At 43.7% G+C, this 23,565-nt stretch carries 24 protein-coding genes, 1 pseudogene and 1 riboswitch; of the genes and pseudogenes, 10 read left to right on the top strand and 15 right to left on the bottom strand.

Features of this window, described 5'->3' with window-relative positions; genetic code table 11:
- Positions 1-8 precede the first annotated feature (8 nt).
- The 3 genes from CRO04_RS04680 to CRO04_RS04690 form a co-directional block, all read right to left on the bottom strand.
- On the bottom strand, positions 9-623 hold the full coding sequence (locus tag CRO04_RS04680) for a DUF1062 domain-containing protein (RefSeq protein ID WP_166432467.1): 615 nt from the start codon (positions 621-623) through the stop codon (positions 9-11).
- Positions 624-724: 101 nt separating this feature from the next.
- Positions 725-1,018, bottom strand: coding sequence for a CD3324 family protein (locus CRO04_RS04685; protein ID WP_097003055.1), 294 nt, complete (start codon positions 1,016-1,018; stop codon positions 725-727).
- A 219-nt stretch (positions 1,019-1,237) separates the two neighbouring features.
- Entirely contained in the window at positions 1,238-1,897 is a 660-nt protein-coding gene (locus CRO04_RS04690) for a pentapeptide repeat-containing protein (RefSeq protein WP_097003056.1), read from the bottom strand.
- Between the two features lie 222 nt (positions 1,898-2,119).
- Between CRO04_RS04690 and CRO04_RS04695 the strand changes: the two genes are divergently transcribed.
- From CRO04_RS04695 to CRO04_RS04730, 8 genes are all read left to right on the top strand, one after another.
- Positions 2,120-3,304 (top strand): acyl-CoA dehydrogenase family protein, encoded by a 1,185-nt coding sequence (locus CRO04_RS04695; RefSeq protein WP_097003057.1) that lies wholly within the window; start codon positions 2,120-2,122, stop codon positions 3,302-3,304.
- 73 nt (positions 3,305-3,377) lie between these two features.
- The gene (locus tag CRO04_RS04700; protein WP_097003058.1) at positions 3,378-4,601 is read left to right on the top strand and encodes a CaiB/BaiF CoA transferase family protein; all 1,224 of its coding nucleotides are present in this window, start codon (positions 3,378-3,380) and stop codon (positions 4,599-4,601) included.
- A 28-nt stretch (positions 4,602-4,629) separates the two neighbouring features.
- Positions 4,630-5,772: an acyl-CoA dehydrogenase family protein gene (locus CRO04_RS04705; RefSeq protein WP_097003059.1), complete on the top strand. Its 1,143-nt coding sequence runs from the start codon at positions 4,630-4,632 to the stop codon at positions 5,770-5,772.
- Between the two features lie 14 nt (positions 5,773-5,786).
- Complete coding sequence (locus tag CRO04_RS04710; RefSeq protein WP_097003060.1) at positions 5,787-6,575, top strand: electron transfer flavoprotein subunit beta/FixA family protein; 789 nt, start codon at positions 5,787-5,789, stop codon at positions 6,573-6,575.
- Positions 6,576-6,591: 16 nt separating this feature from the next.
- Positions 6,592-7,602, top strand: coding sequence for an electron transfer flavoprotein subunit alpha/FixB family protein (locus CRO04_RS04715; RefSeq protein ID WP_097003061.1), 1,011 nt, complete (start codon positions 6,592-6,594; stop codon positions 7,600-7,602).
- Between the two features lie 41 nt (positions 7,603-7,643).
- Entirely contained in the window at positions 7,644-9,278 is a 1,635-nt protein-coding gene (fadK, locus tag CRO04_RS04720; protein ID WP_097003062.1) for a medium-chain fatty-acid--CoA ligase, read from the top strand.
- Between the two features lie 6 nt (positions 9,279-9,284).
- Positions 9,285-9,839, top strand: a complete 555-nt coding sequence (locus CRO04_RS04725; protein WP_097003063.1) for a hypothetical protein — start codon at positions 9,285-9,287, stop codon at positions 9,837-9,839.
- Between the two features lie 38 nt (positions 9,840-9,877).
- Entirely contained in the window at positions 9,878-11,176 is a 1,299-nt protein-coding gene (locus CRO04_RS04730) for a GntP family permease (RefSeq protein ID WP_097003064.1), read from the top strand.
- A 262-nt stretch (positions 11,177-11,438) separates the two neighbouring features.
- Here the strand turns inward: CRO04_RS04730 and CRO04_RS04735 are convergent, their stop codons facing one another.
- Positions 11,439-12,323: a LysR family transcriptional regulator gene (locus CRO04_RS04735; RefSeq protein ID WP_097003065.1), complete on the bottom strand. Its 885-nt coding sequence runs from the start codon at positions 12,321-12,323 to the stop codon at positions 11,439-11,441.
- A gap of 593 nt (positions 12,324-12,916) precedes the next feature.
- Here CRO04_RS04735 and CRO04_RS26110 point away from each other — a divergent pair.
- On the top strand, positions 12,917-13,228 hold the full coding sequence (locus tag CRO04_RS26110) for a hypothetical protein (RefSeq protein WP_166432468.1): 312 nt from the start codon (positions 12,917-12,919) through the stop codon (positions 13,226-13,228).
- Positions 13,229-13,241: 13 nt separating this feature from the next.
- Here the strand turns inward: CRO04_RS26110 and CRO04_RS27255 are convergent.
- The 7 genes and pseudogenes from CRO04_RS27255 to CRO04_RS04770 form a co-directional block, all read right to left on the bottom strand.
- Positions 13,242-13,397: pseudogene (locus CRO04_RS27255) on the bottom strand (transposase); the annotation flags it as partial.
- Between the two features lie 84 nt (positions 13,398-13,481).
- Positions 13,482-13,961 (bottom strand): 23S rRNA (pseudouridine(1915)-N(3))-methyltransferase RlmH, encoded by a 480-nt coding sequence (rlmH, locus tag CRO04_RS04745; protein ID WP_097003067.1) that lies wholly within the window; start codon positions 13,959-13,961, stop codon positions 13,482-13,484.
- Between the two features lie 9 nt (positions 13,962-13,970).
- Positions 13,971-14,999 carry an alpha/beta hydrolase gene (locus CRO04_RS04750; protein WP_097003068.1) on the bottom strand — a complete coding sequence of 343 codons (1,029 nt, stop codon included), beginning with the start codon at positions 14,997-14,999 and terminating at the stop codon, positions 13,971-13,973.
- 29 nt (positions 15,000-15,028) lie between these two features.
- Positions 15,029-16,885, bottom strand: a complete 1,857-nt coding sequence (locus CRO04_RS04755; protein WP_097003069.1) for a DUF6320 domain-containing protein — start codon at positions 16,883-16,885, stop codon at positions 15,029-15,031.
- Positions 16,886-16,957: 72 nt separating this feature from the next.
- A complete protein-coding gene (locus CRO04_RS04760; protein ID WP_097003070.1) occupies positions 16,958-17,656 on the bottom strand; it encodes a response regulator transcription factor in 699 nt (232 codons plus the stop codon).
- Between the two features lie 21 nt (positions 17,657-17,677).
- Positions 17,678-18,313, bottom strand: coding sequence for a helix-hairpin-helix domain-containing protein (locus CRO04_RS04765; RefSeq protein WP_097003071.1), 636 nt, complete (start codon positions 18,311-18,313; stop codon positions 17,678-17,680).
- A gap of 101 nt (positions 18,314-18,414) precedes the next feature.
- The gene (locus tag CRO04_RS04770) at positions 18,415-18,840 is read right to left on the bottom strand and encodes a DMT family transporter (protein WP_097003072.1); all 426 of its coding nucleotides are present in this window, start codon (positions 18,838-18,840) and stop codon (positions 18,415-18,417) included.
- A gap of 157 nt (positions 18,841-18,997) precedes the next feature.
- Positions 18,998-19,096, top strand: a riboswitch (TPP riboswitch).
- A 32-nt stretch (positions 19,097-19,128) separates the two neighbouring features.
- Between CRO04_RS04770 and thiT the strand changes: the two genes are divergently transcribed.
- On the top strand, positions 19,129-19,800 hold the full coding sequence (gene thiT / locus CRO04_RS04775; protein WP_097003073.1) for an energy-coupled thiamine transporter ThiT: 672 nt from the start codon (positions 19,129-19,131) through the stop codon (positions 19,798-19,800).
- A 126-nt stretch (positions 19,801-19,926) separates the two neighbouring features.
- On the opposite strand, the gene eam is transcribed toward thiT, so the two are convergent.
- From eam to CRO04_RS04795, 4 genes are all read right to left on the bottom strand, one after another.
- A complete protein-coding gene (gene eam, locus CRO04_RS04780; protein WP_097003074.1) occupies positions 19,927-21,183 on the bottom strand; it encodes a glutamate 2,3-aminomutase in 1,257 nt (418 codons plus the stop codon).
- 128 nt (positions 21,184-21,311) lie between these two features.
- Entirely contained in the window at positions 21,312-22,289 is a 978-nt protein-coding gene (gene hypE, locus CRO04_RS04785) for a hydrogenase expression/formation protein HypE (RefSeq protein ID WP_097003075.1), read from the bottom strand.
- Positions 22,279-23,349 (bottom strand): hydrogenase formation protein HypD, encoded by a 1,071-nt coding sequence (gene hypD, locus CRO04_RS04790; RefSeq protein ID WP_097003076.1) that lies wholly within the window; start codon positions 23,347-23,349, stop codon positions 22,279-22,281. The genes hypE and hypD overlap by 11 nt, the downstream gene beginning before the upstream one ends.
- Positions 23,324-23,563 carry a HypC/HybG/HupF family hydrogenase formation chaperone gene (locus CRO04_RS04795; protein ID WP_097003077.1) on the bottom strand — a complete coding sequence of 80 codons (240 nt, stop codon included), beginning with the start codon at positions 23,561-23,563 and terminating at the stop codon, positions 23,324-23,326. The genes hypD and CRO04_RS04795 overlap by 26 nt, the downstream gene beginning before the upstream one ends.
- Positions 23,564-23,565: the final 2 nt, after the last annotated feature.

Consider the following 23,565-nt stretch of genomic DNA (forward strand, 5'->3'; position numbering starts at 1 on the left):
AGCATGGTTCAAACGTCAAGCAATTCCTGCCTGATGGCTTCCTCCTTTTTTATCTGAATCAACATTCCATCCACGATTTTTGCCCCTGGCAAAAGAACCTCCTGTCCGGATGTTACCAACCCGCTGTCAAACCATTTTTTAATCCGGCTCCTGGAAACAGAAAGCTCACCAGCAAGCAGGGCATCTGCCCTCAGCTTCAGTCCCGATGGATTTTTTATCTGTATCTCCATATACGCGGTCTCATTAACCGGTGTTACGGTTTCCGTCTCAATGATATGATATCCGGCTTTTATTTCCGCGATTTCCGCTTTGTTTTTTATAAACAGTTCCCTGTCACTTCCATAGCTGGCCGCCAGTGCCGGACTGTTGCTTAAAAATCCTTCATATTCCGCTTTATTTATGATCTCTGGATTTGTTCGTTCTACAATAGTCATATTCCAGGAAGTGTCACAATGACTGCAGCGGTAGATCAGCCATACATCAAGCAGTTTTCCATTGGCGTTTACCCTGAATTTCCCGCTGTTTTCAAATTGCCTTTTTCCTTTGCATTTGGGGCATCTTCTTAAGACAGCTGGCAGCTGATCGGGGACAATCAGCCACAGTTTCCGTAAATTACGTTTCATATCTTCCTCCATATTATTGTCTTTACGGATAACTCTACTATGAACTGCGCCGTCTTCCCACCTCACTTTCATTTATGAAACAAAAAAAAGACAGCGCATCATTATTCATGACACACCGCCTGTATTCTTTTCTTTTCCTGGAGTATAATTCTTTGTATACTTTTCTCTGACAGATAATAACGCTCCGCCAGAATCTTTACACAAAATCCGGAAACATAATCTTTATAAATGGAACGGTCCCGGCGTTTCCGCTCTTCTCTGGCTCCGGTTCCTTCTCCCCAGGTTCTTTTATTTTCCTGTTTTCTGGGGATGTAGACATATTCCCCGTCAATATAATTCTGAATCAGTTCCACCAGCTCTTCTGGCAGAATTTCATTGGCTCTCTGATAGCGCATCGCTGCCTCCTAAACATTTTTCTGTCCGGATTAGCAAAGGCTATACAATTACTTATCATTTCACTGCATAACCCGTGCTATGCAGTCTTTGAGGGTTCCATCATAAAATAACCCGCCTCCTTTTCAACACTCGTTTACCCGCTGTATCACCAGTATTCTACCACAGAATTGCGTAAAATGTCACCTCATACTTAATACTGAATTAAAAATGATCCCACGTTAACTTTTTACAACTATGCCTAAATATTTCGCCAGTTCCGCAGCCTGATACAAATCCACCACCGCACCCTTAAGTTCCCTGCATTCATCAGACAGCACCAGACTATGTATGGTGCTGCTGGTAAAATCCATTCCCTTCAGCATGGTTTTAAAAAAACTGGCATTGTTTAAATTCACCTGGTTCCATACAATATCCTTCGTGCGGCACTGGGTAAGAAAGCTCCCCTCCAGTTCGGAGGCGGAAAATTGAATATGCTCCATTTTGGAGCCGTCAAAATTAGCATAGCGGAAATTACAGTCGGAAATTCTGGTATGAAGCATGGTGCTGCCGCTAAACCGGGTCCCCACTCCCTTGGAAGATTTAAATTCCGTCCGGTTCAAGTAACAGTCTTCCAGACCGCAGTTGGAAAAATCGCAGGAACGGAAAATAACATCTGTAAATTCCCCTTTTTCAAAGGAACAGTCCTGAAACAGGCAGTTTTCAAAAATAACTGCGGAAAACTGCATCCGGGAGATATCCTCCCCAGTCATACGGATGTTCTGTATCAATGCATCCCGGACCTCTTCTTCCTTTTCTATTTTACTGTATAATTCCCTGGTATCTGTAAGTATCAGTTCTTCTTCCCCGGAAAGAATCGGCGCAAGCAGCTTCTCTTTCATTCATCCATGCTCCTTTTTACTATTCTTCCTTTTATTATGCCACACAGCTTCTGTCCGGACAACCAGAATAAACCAAAGTTTAAAATTTATACATAGGCACTGGCTATCAATGAATGAAAAAAAGCCGAACAGAGCCGATTGGATTTTTACAGATACAGCGCTTATAATAAAAACAGCAAGATTGTTAAAAAAATATTTATTTAATACCAGGAGGAAGGTACTATGAGTAAATTATCCAAAGAAGAATTTCAGTCCTATTTAATGCAGATCCGAAAGCTGGCGGAAGGACCGTTAGAAGAGATCCAAAAGGAAGTAGAGGTCACCAATAAATTCCCAAAAGAATTTTATGATCTGTCAATTAAAAATGATTTATACCGCTGCGCACTTCCGGTTGAATACGGCGGCTACGGTCTGTCCGAACTTGAGATCTTACAGGTCCAGGAAGAATTCTCCAGAGGACCGGGCGGAATGAGAATGCATCTTCATTATGCAATGGACTTAAACTGGAGAATTCTTGATGATTACGGCAGCAAGGAACTGAAAGACGAATACATGAACAAGTTCCAGGATAAATCCGTATTTACCTGTTTTGCACTGACTGAGGCAACCGGCGGTACTGGTGCTGATTTACATACCATGGCAGTAAAAGACGGCGATTCCTATGTGTTAAACGGAGAAAAAACTTTAATCTCCCATACAGACTGCTGTGAATTTGCTTATGTAATCGCAGTTACCAATCCTGATTCCCAAAAGGATGACAGACTTTCCGCATTCTTCGTTCCAATGGATGCTCCCGGATTTGAAGTAATCAACATGCCTCATATGATGGGCTGCCGCGGAGCCGGACACGGGGAACTGAAATTTACAGACTGCAAGATTGACAAAAAATATTTATTAGGCAAAGAAGGCCAGGGCCTTGAAATCGCCATGCATTCCTTATCTGTATCACGTGCCCATATCGCAGCAAGCAACTTGGGTATGGCCCAGAGAATGCTGGAACTTTCCTTGCAGTATGCAAATGACCGTGTAACCTTTGGAAAACCAATCGGAACCCGTCAGGCTATCCGCTGCAAAATTGCTGATATGTCCATGATGGTTCATGCACTGCGCTGCATGGTTTACGATTTTGCGAAATCCTATGAAGAGAATCCAACCGGCGAGTACATTGAAGAGAAAGCAGCAATGTGCAAGCTGTACAGCATTGATACTACCAGAAAGGTCAGCGATGAGATGTTAGAGATCTTCGGCGGAGTCGGCTACTTTGAAGACTGCAAATACGGTCCAGTAGAACGCCTCTACCGTGACTGCCGCGCAATGTGGCTGGAAGAAGGCGCTCCTACGGTTCAGCGTATTACCATTTCCAGAAATACCATCAAGCATGGTGCAAAAATGGAATACATCATCTAACAGGAATTTACCTTGGGGTCATCCGGTTCCGTATGGGCCTGATGACCCCGGGCTTTTATAAAGGAGGATCAGCATGAAACCTTTAGAGGGAGTAAAAGTAGTAGATTTAACCACATATCTTGCAGCCCCTACCACAGTCCGCGTTCTCGGGGAATGGGGCGCCGACTGCATCAAGATCGAGTCCGCCAAGGGTGATCCTGCAAGAACACAGGGCGCAGTATTTAACATGCCCTACGAAGATGATGAAAACCTGGCATTTGATGTTGCCAACATGAACAAACGCTTTATCACCCTGGATTTGAAATCGGAGAAGGGGCTGGAAATCGCATACAAACTCATTGGAGAAGCCGATGTCTTTGTCACCAACACCAGAACAAAGTCTTTAACAAAACTGGGTCTTGACTATGAGACGTTAAGCAAACGTTTCCCAAAGCTGGTTTTTGCCCAGGTCTTAGGCTATGGGGAGAACGGTCCGGAAAAAGATTCTGCCGGTTTTGACGTTACCTGCTTCATGGCCAGAGGCGGCGTGTTCGGGACTACCGTGAACAAAGGCGATGCTCCCATGATCCCCACCAACGGCTTTGGCGACTTTCAGGTTTCCTTAAGTCTTGCTTCCGGAATCTGTGCTGCACTTTATGCCCGGGAAAAATCAGGAAAAGGCGATAAAATCACTGTCTCCCTCCATCATGCCGCAGTTTACGCATTGAGCACGGGAGTGATTTCTGCCCAGTACGGCAATCAATATCCAAAAAGCAGAAAAGAAGTTCCCAATCCATTTAATAACGTATACCGCACCAGCGACCAGAAATGGGTGGTAATCTGCTGTCCGGAGTATGACCGTGACTATGAGAAAATTATGACACTGTTAGGAAGAACGGACATGGTAGGAAACTCCCGTTACATGAGATGTGCAGACGTAAATGCAGGCCATTTAAACCATGAGGTCATTGATGTTCTTGATGACGCCATTGGCAAAATCACAAGAAAAGATTTGATGAGCATGTTTAAAGCCAACGATTTGGCCTGCGAAGCTGCCTATGAACCGCTTGATATGTACGAGGATGAACAGGTGTGGGCCAATCACATTATTGCAAAGATCCCATATCCCTCCGGTGAACGCTACCTTCCCACTAACCCGGTAAACTTTGGTTCTGTCGGAGAACCGGAGTATCGGATCGGCGGCTCCCAGGGTGCTCATACGGTTGATATCCTGAATCATCTGGGATACAGCCAGAGTGAAATCGGTGAGATTCTTGCCTCCGGCGCAGCCACTGGGGAAACAAAGCTGAAAAAATAACCACGATAGAATGGAAAGGTGAGATGACATGAGTTTACTATACACCGAAGAACAAAAAGAGCTTCTTGCTCTCGTAAGAGAAATGGCTGAAAACGAAATCAAGCCTTACGTAAAAGAAGCAGATGAAAAGGGCGAATGTCCCATAGAACTCTTTAAATGGGGTTTCGATATGGGACTTCACATGCTGGAAATTCCCGAGGAATACGGCGGAACCGGCTTAAGCTATGAAACCACTGCCATGATATTTGAAGAGCTGGCAAAAGTTGATGCAGGCTATGCCATTACCTTTGTAACCACCTTTGTTGCCTTAAGAAACGTAATTCTTGCTGGAACCAAAGAGCAGGGACAGTATTTTGCTGATAAAATCAGACCTGGATCATTTGCAGGATTTGCCTTAACGGAACCCAATGCAGGCTCTGATCCCGCTGCCATGCGTTCCACCGCAGTCTTAGATGGCGATGAATACATTTTAAACGGAACAAAGACCTTTATTACAAACGGAGCTCTTTCTGATGTATTTGTAGGATTTTTCAAGACCAGCCCGGCTGCCGGACATAAGGGGATTTCCGCCTTTATTATCGATGCGGATGCACCTGGGGTTACCGTTGGCGCCCATGAGAACAAGATGGGACTTCGTCTTTCCAATACCACTGATTTAATTTTTGAAAATGTGCGGGTAAAAGCTTCTGCTATGGTTGGACCGGAAGGCTCCGGCTTTAAGCTGGCTTTAAATGCACTGAACTTGTCCCGTGCATTTGTAGCAACCCTGGCAGTGGGAATTATGCAGAGAGCCCTTGATGAATCCGTAAAATATGCCAAAGAACGCAAACAGTTCGGGACTCCTTTAATAAAGTTCCAGATGGTTCAGGCACTGCTTGCGGATATGGCAATTAAGGTTGAGGCCTCCCGGTGTCTGGTTAATAACACCATGCGCATGATGGACCAGGGAATCATGGTTCAGAAGGAAGGCTCCATCTGCAAAACCTTTGTCTCCGACTGTGCACAGGAGGTTACCTCCAATGCAGTACAGATCTTCGGCGGATACGGATACAGCAAAGAATATCCGGTAGAAAAGCTGATGAGAGACTGCAAAGTGTTCCAGATTTTTGAAGGCGCCAACCAGATCCAGCGTATGACCATTGCAAATGTGCTGGATAAGGAATACAGATAGGAGGACATAACAGGATGAATATCGTTGTTTGCATCAAGCAGGTTCCGGATACAACAGAAATTAAAATCGATCCGGTAAAAAACACCCTGATCCGTACAGGTGTACCAAGTATTATGAATCCATTTGACAAAAATGCCTTAGAAACAGGGCTTACTTTAAAGGACCGCTACGGCGGAAAAGTAACTGTAATCTCCATGGGGCCGCCTCAGGCGAAGGCTGTATTAAGAGAAGCTCTTTCCATGGGTGCTGATGAGGCTTATCTGGTAACAGACCGTGCATTTGGCGGTTCTGATACCTATGCCACCAGCTATATCCTGTCACAAGCCATTAAAAAGCTTGGTGACTTCGATGTGATTTTGGGCGGAAAGCAGGCCATCGACGGGGATACGGGACAGACTGCCCCCAGTATTGCAGAACACCTTGGTGCTGCAAGGCTTACTTATATTCTGGATTTAAAAGCAGACGGGGATAAGGTAATTGCCAGACGGCAGGTGGAGGAAGGGATCGAAGTGATCGAGGCCCGCTTCCCCATTCTTTGTACTGCAACAAAGGAAAGCAATAAACCCAGATATGCTACCATAAAGAGAAAAATCGCCTCTTTAAAAGCAGAGATACCAGAAATCACCCTGGCTGATTTACCAGATGCGGATGTGTCAAAAATGGGACTCAAAGGCTCTCCCACCAAGGTAAAAGCTACTTTCACACCAAAACGGACCGCCTGCGGCGTGACCATAGAGGGGAATACTCCCGGTGAAATTGCTAACGCACTGATCGGCAAACTGGCCGACGGGAAAATACTGTAAAAGGAGGCCGAATAAAATGAGTTTTGAAGCATGGAAGGATGTTTGGGTATTTGTTGAATGTTTTAAAGACCAGCCAAAAAGCGTGGGACTGGAACTTTTAGGTCAGGGCAGAAAACTGGCAGAAGGGTTAAAACAGGATCTTTGTGCAGTAGTAATCGGAAAAGATACCAAAGAGGCCGTTAAAGCCGCCGGAGAATATGGTGCAGATAAAATTTATGTGGTTGAGGGAGCGGAATACGAAGATTACTCTGCCGATGCCTATGGAAATGTATTTTTAAAATTATGTAAAAAGTATCAGCCCAATACGATCTTAGTTGGTGCAACAGTAAACGGCAGAGATTTGGGATCCAAAATCGCCGTAAGCCTGCGCACCGGTCTGACTGCAGACTGTACCGCCCTCAGCGTTGATGAGGAAACCGGCAATGTTGTCTGGGAGCGCCCTGCTTTCGGAGGCAATTTATATGCCCAGATTCTTTGCAGCGAAACCAGACCTCAGATGGGTACCTGCAGACCGGGAGCATTTAAAAAACCGGAAAAGAATCCGGACAATAAACCGGTTGTGATCCGGGAAGAAATCTCCACGCCGGCTCAGGAGATCCGGACTAAGGTAATTGATTTTATCAAAGCATGTGAAGACAATGACTTACGGCTTGATGAGGCTGAAATTATCGTTTCCGGCGGCCGGGGTATGAAATCTGCTGAGAACTTTTCTGTATTAAAGGAATTGGCTGATGCACTTTGCGGTACCGTAGGCTGTTCCCGCGCTGCTGTTGACGCCGGCTGGATGCCTCAGACCAAACAGGTTGGCCAGACAGGCGCTACGGTTTCCCCAAAAATATATTTTGCCTGCGGCATCTCAGGAGCAGTGCAGCATGTAGCCGGAATGAGTGAGTCAGGAACCATTATTGCCATTAATAAAGATGAAACCGCTCCTATTTTCGAGTTTGCGGACTATTGCATCGTGGGCGATTTATTTGAAGTGGTTCCTGCTCTTATCAAAGAGCTGAAGGCGAGGCAGCAGGGATAACCTTATCATACCTCTGCTCTTCATTTCCAAGGAGAAGGGTTATGCTTGAAGAAATAAAAATAAATCCTGATTTAAAACTTCAGTATTTGCAGAATGGATACTGGTCGGACCGTACACTCGCTGACTGCTTCCATGAGTCAGTCAGAAAATATCCGGACCGGGAATATGTAGTTGATGACAGAGGATGCCGATATACATACAGGCAGATGGATGAGGCCGCTTCCAAAGTGGCGGCCTTTCTCCATTCTCAGGGAATCGGCCCCGGTGATGTGGTTTCTTATCAGATTCCTATCTGGAGCGAATTCGCAGTGATTACCATTGCCTGCTTTAAGGCAGGTGCCGCTGCCCATCCGATTGCCATGTCTTACGAGGAAAAGGAACTGGTCCGCTGCTTAAATTTAACCCAGGCGAAAGCTTACTTTGCTCCCACTTGCTTTCACAAGACCGATTATGAGGAAATGATTCAATCAGCACTTCCTCATATTAACAGCCTTCGTGCAGTGATTTTGCTGGATCAGAACAGGGAGATAAAAAGCAACTGTTATAACTGGAAGAATATTCTCCATGATTACGAACCATTAAGGGCCTCGGAATGTGCCCGGCAGACCGGACAGGATATTGCCGCCATTCTTGGAACCTCCGGCACTACCTGCGGCTCAAAGGGGGTGATTTTAACTCATGATAACATCCGTTACAGTGAGGAAACCTTTAACCGGGAGCTTGGAATATCAATGGACGATATCATGTTTATGCCTGCTCCTCTCAATCATGCAACCGGCTTTCACCATGGGATTATCGCTCCTATGCTCACAGGTGCGAAGGTGGTTTTACAGCAGAAATACTGCTGTCGGGAAGCTATTGATTTAATGAACCTGGAGGCCTGTACTTATTCCATGGGTGCCACTCCTTTTATCTATGATATTTTAAGGGATTTAGATACCAACGGAGGTGCTATCCCCTCTCTTAAATTCTATTTATGCGGCGGTGCACCTGTTCCGGGCTATATGGTACAAAAAGCCTGGAATTATGGGATTCTCCTATGTGAGGTGTATGGTTCTACGGAGAGTGTTCCCCATGTTTTTGTCAGACCCTGTGACGCATTAAGGCTTAATGGAACTACTTCAGGGAAACCGCTGGAAGGAGTTGAAATCCGTGTGGTGGATGAAAACGGTGCAGATGTTCCCTATGGTACTGCAGGAGAAGAATTGTCAAGAGGTCCCAATGTATTTGTGGGATATTTAAAAAACCGCGGTATTACCGATGAAGTCCTTGACGATGACGGCTGGTTTCACAGCGGAGATCTCTGCGTTATGGATGAAGATGGAAACATACGGATTATCGGAAGAAAGAAAGATATGATCGTCCGTGGCGGGGAAAATTTAAATTCCAATGAAATCAATGATAATTTAGAAGGCTGTCCCGGAATTCTGGACCATACCGTCATTGGTATGCCTGACGAACGTCTGGGGGAACGGATCTGCGCTTTTGTGGTTGTTGCAAAAGGGTTTGAAAACCTGTCTCTGACAGATGTAATCGACTATCTAAAAGAGCACCGCATATCCAAACGCTTCTGGCCGGAGCGTCTGGAAATAATTAAACGAATTCCCCACACAGGCAGCGGAAAAGTTAAAAAATATCTGCTGCGGGAAGAGCTGTTAAAACGGATGAAAGGGTGACAGGCTATGACTCAACAAACATTCGGACCAAGAAGATGCCGTGACACAAGAAAACCCCCCGCTAACCAGTGTCCGGAGGTATCCTTTTACCGATGCGAAACATGCGGCGGACTGTTTCCTGCCATTGCTATTCCTTCCCCTGGTGAAACGGAGATTTTATGCTGCGGCTCAAAAGCGGTCCATTTAATACCGAAATCAGCGGACCTGGTAAACGATAAAATTCACTTAAGCTATCGAATCACCGGCGGCTACAATGACAACGCCGTGGAAGTATTCTGGGACGCATCAAAGCCGGAATATATGCCGGAGTGGATGTATTTAAAAACGTTTACCGGGGGGTATTTAAAATATTTACCTAAGACAAAGCGTCCTCCTCTTGTTTTTTCCCTGGCAGACACCGATGCCTTTGCCTATTGCGATGAAGACCCATGCCTGGAATGCGTCTTCCGCTGTAAACGTGGTTTTGTAATCTATTCCTATTCCAGGGAAACAGGGCTGACTGCAATACCGCTTGATAAAATGACGGCGCAGTGGCAGTCCGGTGCAAATGAGAAAGCTTAAACCAGAGTTTTCACTATTTAATTATTGGAGGGAACATTATGTTAGCTACAATTGGTCTTATTATTGCCATTGCACTTTTAGTTGTAATGATTATCAAGGGCATCGATATGATAACAGCGACGGTGATCACGGCAGCTATTATTCTGGTCACCAGCGGGCTGGATCTTAAGGAAGGGTTTCTGACCACATTTTCCGGCGGTGCCGGCGGCTTTGTAGCCTCCTGGTTTCTGATTCTGGGGCTTGGCGGGGTCTTTGGCCAGCTTGTATTAGAAACAGGTCTTGCAACAAAAATCGCCCAGACACTGACGAAAAAGCTGGGAACGAAAATGGTAGGTCTGGTCATCCTGATCTGTACTTTTTTCATCACTCTGCTTGGTATTAACGGTTATATTATGGTATTTGTCCTTTATCCAATTGCCGATAACCTTTTATATGAAAATAAAATGGACCGGCGGGTGCTTCCGTTCCTGCTTTTAGGCGGCGGCGCTTCTGCCAATGGTTTTGCCTATTCCTTAGACATCTGCAATGTACTGCCAAGTAAGTATTTAAATACTTCCCTTGGATCAGCGCCCCTTCTTTCCTTTGTATTTACCGCGATCCTTGCCATTTCTTATTTCCTGTATTTTAATTACGCTCAAAAGCAGAGTCTGAAAAACAACTCGCCGGAACAGCTTCTTGCCATGTATAAGACACAGCAGACAGCCGTTTCCGAAGAGGAACTGCCCGGAATCTTCATGTCCGTTCTTCCTTTTGTTCTGGTTTTAGGCTGTGTAGTTGCAACCTCCGGCTGGGGAACTTCCCCGAGCATTATGTTTTCTCTGGTAATTGGTATTCTGTTAATTATCTGCACCCAGTTAAAACGGATAAAGAACATGAAAACTTCCATTAAAACCGGAAGCAGCTCCGGCTTAAACTCCATGCTTACGGTTGCTGCAGTTATGGGACTTTCCAAAGTTCTAGGCGCTTCTCCTGCATTCCAGCAGCTGCAGCAGGCAGTACTTGCCATGAATATGCCCGCATATCTGAAAGCATTTTTGGGCACAACGGTACTGACCGGACTGACCGGTTCCGCAATTTCAGGTGAAACCATCTTCATGGAGAGCTTTGGAAAAGCATTTATTGATATGGGAGTCAATGTCGCTGCTCTTCACCGCATTGTAACAGAATCTGCCCTGATTCTAAATAAACTGCCCAACTCCTCCGTTGCAATTCTCACCATGTCCATCTGCGGATGCAGCTTAAAGGAAAGCTATAAACATATTATTTTAGGTACCATGATCCCTGCTTTTATTGCCGGACTGGTAATTGCGCTTATGGCGACTGCAGGTATTGTATAACCTGGTGGGGACCGGTCGTCTATGAGAAAGAAACAGCGGTATGCGCTTATGGCAGCATACCGCTGTTTCTTTCTATATGAATCTTAAAATATGTTTAATCCTTTTTATGAGTGTTTAAGAACGTCTGAAAAAACTGAAGAAATCCATCTTCTACCGCAACCGTATCAAGTTCATTTTTATTCAGATCATAATAATACTTACTAGTTTTTATATCAACAGACAGACTATCTAATGGAAACCCTGCTCCATCCTGTCTGCCCGGTTACGGCAGATTCATCTCATGCGCCACAATGAAATCTGCAAATGCTTCCACAGAGGAGGAAACGAAATTCTTTCTGCTGAATGTCATATAAATCAGGCGGGTATCCTTTGGTACATCTGACAGAGGAATCAGTACCAAGTTATCAAATTGTTTTAAAAAGGGAGTGCGGGCAACGATAGCTGCCAGATTTGTCTCTGATATCACACCTCCGATGGAAATTTCATCGTCATAAGAAAACGTTGCCTCCACCTCATGCTGCTGCAGAAGATTTCGGACTACCTTTCCGATAGGTATGCAATCACGATATGTAGTAAGATTATAATTCTTTAATTCGCTTAAACATAATTCTTTTCTTCCTGCAAGGGGATGGGCGTCGTTAACAATCAAAACCAGCTCCTGTGTCATAATGGGAACAAATAAAAGGTCAGGTTCATCTTCCACCATAGAACAAAAACCCAAGTCGTATTTTTTAGCTGCTACCCCATGAGCGACTTCAATAGACATCCCCTGGAATATGTTGAATTTCGCCTGAGGATTCTTTTTCATGTAATTTTGAATTGCTGTCGGAAGAAAATCACCTAATAAAGTGGGGATACAGCCTACATCAATGGTACCACCCAGCTGGCCAGAATGCATCTTCATGGTGGCGATTCCCCGTTCCAGTTCGTTTAGCGCCTGGGATACATGGATATAAAATTCTTCTCCGTATTTTGTCAGTGTTACATTGCGTCCTTTTTTCTGAAACAAGGATATTCCAAGCTCACTTTCCAGTGAAGCGATCGAGTCACTTAACGAGGGCTGAGCGATGTAAAGTTCTTTTGCGGCTTTCGTATAATGCTGTAATTCTGCTAATTTTATGAAATAATATAACTGCGGCAAATTCATACTGGTCCCCCTATATTTTATTTTAAATCCAATAGCTTTATCTATATATATTATACAAAAAACGGCAAGATTTGACAACTGTTTATGTGAATTATATTCAGTATTTTTACACTTTTTAAATAATAATTACTTTTTTTCAAGCACACAGCTTTTATCTTCAGATATTACACTGACAGGAGGAAATTCACTGTTTACCGTTAATACAGCCGCATTCTGACCGGACTCTGACTTACTCTCACCAACATGTCTTTGATCTTCTGAAAGGCTGCCTTTGTAATCCCTGATATCTTCACTATATCTTAAATTTTATGTCTTGTATAAAGAAAATATTAAATGATGTTATATTGCCCCTTTAAAAAACAGTCGCACCAGGAACTTGATATAATTATATTATTGTTATGGAGTAAAAAAAGTCCATTATACGGTGAAAAGATCAGGAATAGTAATTGTTTAAAATATGAACGCTCCATACCAGAATTCTATTTGGAATATAAATCAAGAAAGCATAACTGAAATAATTAACTATATAAAAAACATAGAGAATAGTACGTCATTTACTAATTAAACCAACTATTAGAAAAGGAGTGTAAGCCATGACCCAAAAAATATTGTTCGTTTTTATCATTATTTTGTTGTTATTAACAGGATGTAGCAATGAAAAAAAGGGGAAATACTTTAAAGGAATTGTTTCAGAAGTCGCTGATACTTACTTTATAGTAATTCCAAATGAAGGTGAACCCATAAAAGACATGGGCGATAAAGTTTGGGTCCCTAAAAAAGTAGTATCTGCAGATGGGATACCAGATATTTCTGTTGACGATAAAATACAGGTGATATATAAAGATGCAGAGAAGTTTGGCGATGGAATAAAACTAGATGTAGTTTTTGCAATTTATAAAGATTGAGATTGAGTAAGCCTGTTTCAATTTTCCGACTTGAATAAACTCCTTGTGAATATGCGTATACCAGAATTTTAAACATCAGCTTGGGTTCGTCGGCAGGATTTCTCCCTTCGCGGGAGTACGCCCAATACAGACCGCTATAGTCTAATTACTCCAATATGTGGCTTAGCAACGCTCACTGGAATCCCCTTTCGTACGAAATGAGCAAGTGAGCGTATTTGTTTCTACATACCCGTTATATAATACTCTGTTATTTCTATTTATGATAAGGTTCCCCATTCATAATCCGGTAACTCCGGTAAATCTGCTCCAATAAAATCACCCTCATTAACTGATGGGGAAATGTCATGTTAGAAAAACTCAGTTTATAATCCGCCCTCTTTAAGACAGCATCCGCCAGACCAAGGGAACCTCCGATGATAAATACAATCTGGCTTACTCCGCCGACTCCAAGTGCTGCTATTTTTTCCGACAATTTCACCGAATCCGGCGTATCTCCGTCAATGGCAAGAGCGACCACATAGGCCCCTTCCTTTATAGAGAGAAGAATTCTCTCACCTTCCTTCTCCTTGATCTGTCGTTCCACCGTCTCGCTGGCATGATCGGGCGTCTTCTCATCCGCCACCTGAATTATCTCCAGTTTACAGTAACGGCTCAATCGTTTGCTGTATTCCGCTATGGCGTCGGTATAAAATTTTTCCTTTATTTTCCCAACAGTCACCAACGTGATTTTCATTCGTATCTCCTATCCATTCAGTTCTTTTTTCATCATGGCAATTAAAAAGCCAGTGATATCTCTTGCAGACTTCTTCTGCCCTGTCTTCACTTTCCGGACAACTTTTCCTTCTGGTTTTATATTAATATGGTAGATAACCCGCAGGAATTCTTCCGCTTCCTCCCAGGCTTCCCGGCTCTCCGGTATTAAATCCAGTCCCATCTGAAATACATGAAACATCCCTTCAAAGACAGATATCCGGCATTTCACTCCTGCCTTTTTCAGCTTATCTCCAACCAGAAGGGTATCGCTTAACAAAACCTCATAGTTTCCTACCTGCATGAGCACGGGAGGAAAGCCGCTGAAATCTCCGAATAACGGGGAGATATATGGTTCCATCGGATCTGCTTCTCCGATATAGGAGGAATCGTAAAGCATGTTGTGGGTGGAGTTGCCAAAAAGCGGATCCAGCTCATAATTAGACTGATAGCTTTCCCCGCTGTTTGTTAAATCCGTCCAGGCAGACATGGTAAGAAAGCCTCCTGGAAGAGGCAGGTGATTATCTTTTAAATAAAGGCCCAGAGCAAGACCTAAACCTCCTCCAGCCGAATCTCCAGCTATCACAATATTTCCAGGGGCATATCCTTTCTCCTGTAACAGCCACTGGTAAGCAGACACCGCATCCTGCAATGCAGCCGGATAGGGATTTTCCGGAGCCACCCGGTAATCAGGAGTCAGAACATCCCCTCCATAGCTGATTTTAGAATACCGGACTGCAAACTTCCGATAAATATTTTTCACGGGACCGATATAACCGCCTCCGTGAAGCTGTAAAATCACGCGGCCTGTGACCACTCCGACAGGTCTTAAATACTCCATTTTTAAATTATTTTTTTCTATAATCTCATATTCATATCCAGTAGGACAAACCCAGGCAGGTTCAACCGGATTCTTTCTAAGTTCTCCGCTTTGAATTGGCTGCTTAAAAGAAGTTTCCATCACATTCTGCATCATATCCCTGACCAGATTTCCCATCACACTCACCTTTTTTCTTCTCATGTGCGATACCTCCTTTCAGACTGCATATTCTATATATGAAACCGCCGAATCAGCTCATTCTTTACTCTCCGGTCACCCAATACGATGGTTACAGCAAGAATTATCACAGTCAGCACTACTGTCACAAAAGACATCAGAGGTCTGTTAATCAGCCCTGCTGCCCATAGGATCAGTGGAATAAAACTAAAAACAGTTACCGCAATCTGATACATAAAATAGCTCTGCCAGTTCATTCTGTTAACAAGAATCAAAAATACCACTGCCAGATCTGCAAACAGGATGGTACTGGGTATTCCATAGTTCACAGACCAGCCGCTATATCCCATTTCATAATCAATAAACACCCATACTATCTCTGCTGCTATGGTCTGCATGACAACCTTCCCCGCCAGATTGGAATGACGCATAAAGGAATACCTGACTGTCATGACAAAATAAGCTATTAAAACAATTGCGATCACAGACCAGATGGAACCAGAGTACGTCGCATAATTGATTATGCCAAGAACTACCGCTGCACAGATCATAATTCCGTAAAATACATTAACAAGCTTTTTCAGCCGTTCCTTATCATAACGGATCTGGGGATACTGTCCTCTGTCATCTCTCTGGTCCGGCACTCCATTGCTTTCAAGTTCTACCGGAATCCCCTCCTTCTTTAAAAAACCGAAAAAAGAATCCGGAAGCCTTGTATCCTGAAAAACAGAACTGAAGGTGATGATCAGCTCATCCTCATAAGAACAGACTGCACATTTCATTGGCTGTCTTCGGGATACACCGATCATCATGGTGAAACGTTCAATTTCTTTTGCATACTCTTCATCAATTTCAATCGGACCGATGTTTGACAGTGTCATGGTATAAGCATCACTATTTTTCCAGAAAATCAGATTCAGAACAAGCCATTTTATCACAAGAGGGGTAATGCGCAGATACCATTTCTTTTCATTGGAAACATTATAGGAAATCGTTTCCTCCATCTTCTCTTTTGTGATTTTTTCATCCATCTGGGTGCTGACTGCCTTTAAGATATCCTCAAAGGTATGATTCTCCCCAGAAGAAAAAAATTCCACAAGAGTTACTGCAAAAAAATTAGCCATTGTCTCTGAACCGAAAAAATTCCTTAGATTAATGGGAATGCTGATGGCGATAGATTCCTCAGACGGCTGTTTCTTTAAGTATTCCTGATAAACAGACCAGATCAGGGCAGCTGTTAAAAAACGGGTGATACTCACACCGTATCGCTTACTCACTGTCTTCATCTCTTTCAGACCGACATAACCATGAAGAATATTCTCCTCATCAAGAGGAAGATATTCACCAGTCACATGATAGGCTTTTGCAGAACTGTATTTCTGTTTTTTAATCTTCTTATAGTGGCGTATATAGCTGTCCTCAACATTCATGGAAACATCGGAAGATATTTTCTGAGGCGCCATGTGACCGGTTCTTGAATCCCTTACCAGATCAAGGTAGCGGTAAACCAGTGCCTTTAAGAAATTAACGGCCCCCAGTCCGTCTGTAACAGCATGAAATACCTCCAGATTGATCCGACTGCCAAAATATGTGACACGGAATAAATAAAGCTGATTGCTGTGGGGATCTATATATTTACAGGGATAGGTTGTCTCCCGTTCAATAACCGGCATCCGGCTGTTGTGTTCAAAATAATACCAGAAAAAGCCTCTTCTCAGTTTCACGGAAAATCCTTCAAACTGAGGCAGAACTTCCTCTAACGCTCTCTGCAGCGTTCCAGGCACCACTTCGCTTTTCAGCTGGGCGCTGATCCGGAACACATTACTTAAATTTTCATCGGCTATGACAGGAAAAATTTTTGCCGTATTATCAAGCCTTCTCCATCGTTCCCCCTGCGGGCTTTTTTTCATTGTGTCAGCACTCCTTAATTTAAGAAAAGGCGGATCTCTCCGGTCTCCCGGCAGAAATCCTCCTTTTTTTCACTAGACGCGGAAATAATATCCCACGCCCCACTTGGTATGCACATATTTGGGATCACTGGGGCTGGGCTCAATCTTCTCCCTCAGACGTCTGACATGAACATCCACCGTACGGACATCGCCCGTATCCATAGCTTTGTTCCCCCATACATAAGTTAGCAGCTGCTCTCTGCTGTAAACCTTGCTGGGATTACAGGTTAAAAGCTCCAGAAGATCAAATTCCTTAGCTGTTAAATTGATCTCCTTGTCTGCGATAAAGACCCGTCTGGCATCCCGGTCCAGCTTTAAATCACCGGCTGTTACCAGATGGCTGTCTTCCTTCCGGTCCCGTCTTGCCTTCTTGGCGTTCCTGCGCATAATTGCCTTAATTCTGGCTTTAACCTCCAGAATATTAAAGGGCTTTGTAATATAATCATCGGCTCCGTACTCCAGCCCAAGAATCTTATCTATATCATTGCCCTTAGCTGTCAGCATAATGATTGGCATCTCAGAAAACTCCCTGATCGCCTGACAGACTTCGTATCCGTCAAATTTGGGAAGCATGACATCCAAAAGCACTACATCATATTCCTTCTGCTTTGCCAGATTGATGGCTTCCTCTCCGTCATAGGCACAGTCCACTTCCATACCGTCCTGCTCCAGACTGAATCTCATTCCCTTTACAATTAATTTTTCATCGTCTACTACTAAAACACTTGCCATTTTGCACCTCTGTCTTCTATATTAAACCGTAATATCGTCTTTTATCTTCTGAAAGGCTGCCTCCTTAATCCCTGATATCTTCATGATGTCTTCAATCTTCTGAAATCCACCGTGGCTTTCCCGGTAACGTATGATGTCATCCGCCTTAGCTTCCCCCACGCCTCTTAACGTCATCAGTTCTTCTTTCCCCGCTGTGTTAAGATTCACCTTATGACTGCCTTCCGGTAAATTTCCCAAAACAGATGTTCCCTGATCCAGATGCCTTCTGGCTTCCTCCTGATCCGGCACCTGAATCTTCATCCCGTCTTTGACCTGTTCTGCCATGTTTAACGTATCGGCAGCTGCATTCTCCGTAAAACCTCCGGCCTCCGCGACAGCCTGAAAAACACGGCTTCCCTCCTCCAGCTCATAGACTCCTGGAGAAACCACCTCTCCGCATATATGTACATAGCAAATACGTGACGGTACTTCCGGCACTTCCGGTGATTCCTGGGAATCCGAAGCCGGAGTTCCCTCTGCTGAGGTAACAGGCGGCTCCTGAATGGAAACAATTGCTTTTTCTTCCCGGTATTTATGATTTCTGTTTAAGCCATAGCAGATGCTGCATAGTAATACACACAAAGCTATGACTGCGATCTTAATCCTATGATAGTTCATGGAATCCTCCCTTTACAAAATTTTGCAAAAAAGGATTCCATCCTCAGCCCTTGTACCTATTCTACCTAAAGAAATAAGTAAATACAAGCACTATTTCCAAATTAGTTAAAGATTATAATGCCGATGATGGCCACAACGGCTCCAATTAGTTTTTTCCATTCAAAGCCCACTTTTTCCACACCGAACAATCCGAATACCTCCACTGCATAAGCGACTATAATCTGGGATACCACTATTACCAGAGCAGCTTTTGCAGGTCCTAAGGTTCCCATGCTTTTTACAACTGTATACGTAATAAATGCGCCGATGATGCCCCCGATCAGCAGATATTTGGGATGAACCGAAAGCAGGGCTGAAATGTCGTCCCGTCCTGAGAAATACCACAAAACCAAACAGGTTAAAAATGCGGTCAGCTGAACCCAGCCGGTGGATACCCACATGCTCGTCTGTTTGGAAACTCCCGTATTTAATACCCCCTGTATGCTCATGAGTGCTCCTGAAATCAGAGCTATGATAAAACCTGTCATAACACAACCTCCGCATCTGTATTTTAATTGAAAAAATGCTATGATGCACTGCTTTACTAGGTTGTGCTTAATTTACTTTTTTATACTTATTTTACAGTTTCAAATAACTTGACAAGAGCTTTCATTTCGGTTATACTCACTGCGAAATGAAAAAATTATGACACGCTGGGGGAGCCTTGGGCTGAGATTGGTATATACCTGACCCTTACTACTTGAACCGGACAATGCCGGCGGAAGGAAGCAATAGTAGTAGTAATCCCCTCCTGTGCATACGAAGGAGGTTTTTTTATGTCATTTTTTCTAAACTATTCTCAGGATTCCGGAGAATACATCTTAAAACCAGCCGGATACGGTCTGGTAATTGTCATGCTTTTCGTAATTCTTTTGGGACTTCATCTGCTCACAGGCAAATCCCTGCCTAACAGACAGCTGAAAACCCGGCAGATGGTAACCTGCGCAGGAGCAATGGCCCTGGCCTTGGTGACTTCGTTCATAAAATTTGCCTCACTCCCGTTCGGTGGCTCCATCACACTGTTTTCCATGCTGTTTATCTGCCTTATCGGCTATATCTACGGCGTTAAGGCCGGGATCATGACAGGTGTTGCATACGGAATTCTTCAGTTTATTATGGGACCTTATATCTATGCCCCCGTTCAGGTACTCTTAGACTATCCGATTGCATTTGGATGCCTGGGACTTTCAGGATTGTTTCATAACAAAAAGAATGGACTGATTCCTGGTTATATCGTTGGTGTTTTAGGCAGATACCTCTGCCATGTTATTTCCGGTTACATATTCTTTGCTTCTTATGCACCGGAAGGCATGAATCCTCTTTTATATACCTTCGGATATAACGCTACCTATATTGTGCCTGAGATGGTTGTAACTATTGTAATACTATATCTGCCCCCGGTCATCGAAGCTATCAGCCAGATGAAGCGTCAGGCAGTGAATGGTTAAATATCAAACGGGTTGTTTACACTCCCAATAAATTAAATTTTGTAGCGAGGCAGTTTTTGACTGCTTCGCTATTTTTAACTCCACGGTAAATATCCGCTCATCCATAATCTCAACGTTTTTCCTGAATCAAAGAAGTTCATGTATGTCCTTTGTCTCATGATCCTCATACTTGATCACATTCCCCTCCCAGGTTCTGAATTTTATGTATCCAGGACCTCTGGAAATAATATAGTTGGGGAATATTGGCGTCTTCCCCTGCCCCTTCGGCGCATTGACAATAAACGTAGGTATGGCCAGACCGGAAGTATATCCCCTTAAATATTCCATAATCTCAATTCCATCCTCGATTGACGTATTAAAATGCGTGGTTCCCTGTACGTGTTTTGCGTGGAAAATATAATAGGGCCTTACCCTGCATTTTAATAATTCATGATTGAGTGCGCGCATCACAAATTTATCATTGTTAACACCATTTAAGAGAACCGCCTGATTTCCAAGGACGATTCCGGCATCTGCAAGCCGCTCACAGGCTGCCTTTGATTCGTTTGTGATTTCCATGGGATGATTGAAATGAGTGTTTAAATATATGGGGTGATATTTTTTCAACATGGCACAGAGCTCTTTCGTGATTCGCTGGGGCATCGTCACCGGTATTCTGGTTCCAAGCCTTATGTAATCTACATGAGGTATCTCTTTTAACCGACTGATGATCCATTCCAGCTGTTCGTCAGACAGGGTCAGTGCATCTCCCCCTGTTATCAAAACATCTCTGATCTCCTCATTCTCTTTTATGTATTGGATTGATTCTATAATCTTATCACGGGAACGATGCACATCCTGTTCCCCAATATTGCGCCGCCTCTGGCAGTGTCTGCAGTACATGGCACATTCATTGGTTACGTTAATAATCAGCCGGTCCGGATACCTCCTGGTAATACATCCGGCAGGGTTGGTGTATTCTTCCGCCATAGGATCTAAATCCATGCAGGAATCTTCCAGTTCCTTATGGTTTGGAATACTCATAAGGCGTATAGGATCAAATCTGTTATCCGGATCTGCCAGACTTAAGTAATACGGAGAAATAGCCCATCGAAATTTTCTCCCCACTTCCTCAATCAGCTGCTTTTCCTTTTCATTTATCGGAAGAATCCGGCTTAAACTCTCCACATCGGTAATTCTGTTCTTCAGCTGCCATCTGTAGTCGTTCCAGTCTTCTTCGGCGGCTGAATAAATATGAAGGATTCTGTTTTTCCGTTCTCTTAACACATGATCTTTGCTGATACCAGTCGGAATCGATTTCCTTGCCTCAAGAAAATCTTCAATTCTCCCCTTTAATTCTTCTGCCCGCTGCAGCGATATTTGACGTTTTTTTTCTTTTTCCATGCATTATTCTCCTTTTGCTCCAAAAGAAGCAACTTCATTATACCAAACAAGTTGTTTGTTCGTCAACAGGAATTGTACGCATAAAAAAACAAAAAGAAGCCAGCGGCTGACTGGCTGACCTCTCTTAATTAACAGATTCTGGGAAGACCTTCTCCATAAAGAAGATCAATGGATCGCAACCCTTTTAGCCTGGTTTTCATTACAACACCGTCTCCCTCGCGTATTGTTCCAATTATTCTGGCGTTAGCACCATATTTACTGCATTGCACTGCCTTTAATGCTTTTTGTGCCTGATTGTCAGGGACAACAACAATCATCTTTCCTTCATTTGCCATATAGAGAGGATCCAGCCCTAATATGCCGCAGAGGCCTTTCACTTCTTTACTGACTGGCAGATCTTCCTCCCATATCTCTATTCTGCATGAGGACTGATCTGCTGCTTCGTTTAAAACCGTGGCCAGTCCGCCCCTGGTTACATCCCTCATGCAGTGCACCCGGATTTTGCTGTCCAATAAATTTTGAACGATTGAGGTCAGCGGCGCACAGTCGCTGGAAATCTGATTTTCTATTCCCATACGGTGGGAAAGGATTGCTGCATGATGTTCTCCTAAGTTACCTGACAGAATGACAGCATCCCCTGGTTTGCATCCTGATATACTGATACCTCCTTTCTTTACTTCACCAATTCCGGAAGTATTAATATAAACACCGCCGTTACCTTCCACCACCTTCGTGTCTCCTGCAACAATCTTTACTCCTGCCTCTTTGGCTGCCAAAGCCATGGTATGGGCAATTTTATCAATGGTTTCCAGTTCCGTGCCTTCTTCAATAATAAAGCCCGCAGTGAGATATCTGGGAATGGCGCCCATCATGGACAGATCATTGACAGTCCCGCACACAGCCAGTTTTCCTATGTTTCCCCCCCTAAAAAACAACGGATTAACAACAAAGGAATCGGTTGTATAAGCGATCTTTCCCTCAAGAGATACCACAGCTGCATCTTCAAGCCTGTTTAACGTTTTATTATGAAAATGTTTTAGAAACACACGATTAATCAAATCACCGGTCTGTTTACCTCCGCTGCCGTAAGACATATCAATTTTCATAATCTATGTATGACTCCTTTCCACTGTACTGATACCAGATCCCGCAGGCTCCCTCTGATGATACCATACAGGGACCAACTGCATGTAGCGGCGTACAGACCGTTTTAAACAGAGGGCATTCTCCAGGTGTTTTCCGTCCCAGAATAATGTCCGTACATTTGCAGCCTTCGGGCATCTCCTCACGTTCCTCATGAATGCAGCTGCCTCCGTCATAGATCTCATATTCCTTCTTTAATTTTAAGGCGGAATTTTTTATAATGCCTATTCCCCGCCAAAAATCATCTCGCTGTTCAAAATACTGCTGCAGCAAGGCACGGGCTTTCTCATTTCCCTTTTCTTTCACTGCTCCGGCATACATATTTTTCACTTTATATTGCCCGGACTTTAACTGATGCATAATTTCATAAACAGCTGCCAGAATCTGCTCTCCTTCAAAACCTGCAATAACAAAAGGCTTCCGATATGTTTCTGCCAGTTCCCGGTAGCTTTCAGCCCCTGTTATCACACTAACGTGACCTGGGCTTAAGAATGCATCTATATTCTTTTCTTTTTCACAGATATAGGAGAGAGCCGGGACAATTGTTTTTATTGAAGTAAAAAGTTTTAGATTTGTGATCTTCTTTTGCTGCATCTCATTAAGCATCAGGGCATAGATGGGGGCCGTTGTTTCAAAACCCACAGCAGCAAACAGATACTGGATATTTTCATGTTCCTGAGCTTCCTTTAATGCCATGAAAGGAGAATAAAGAACTTTTATGTTTCCTCCTATTGCCTTTGCCTCTGTTAAAGACATGCTGCTGCCTTTTACCTTCATCATATCACCGAAGGTCAGGACACAATGATCCTTTTTTAATGAAAAATCCGTCAGACGGTCAATATAGGAGGCTGGGGTAACACAAACCGGACATCCGGGACCGGAAATCAGCTGGATACTGGGAGAAATCATACTTCTGATACCATTTTTAAATATGCTGGAAGTATGAGTTCCGCACACCTCCATGATTTTTACCGGTTTCCCGTCATACGTTTTCAGTTCATCTATCACTTCCTGAATCTTCATATCTGACCTCCTGAAGCTCTGATAACAGGCTTAATATATCATGGGCAGTATCCCCGTTTATCACTTCTATGGCACAGCCCGCGTGGATCAGAACATAATCCCCGATCTGTGCATCCACAAGCTTTATATTCACATCAATCATATTATCCATTACATTTACACTGGCATAGCTTTCCCGTATATCCAAAACTTTTCCTGGTATTGCAACACACATGG

The sequence above is a fragment of the Lacrimispora amygdalina genome (genome assembly GCF_900205965.1).
Lineage (GTDB): Bacteria > Bacillota > Clostridia > Lachnospirales > Lachnospiraceae > Lacrimispora > Lacrimispora amygdalina_A.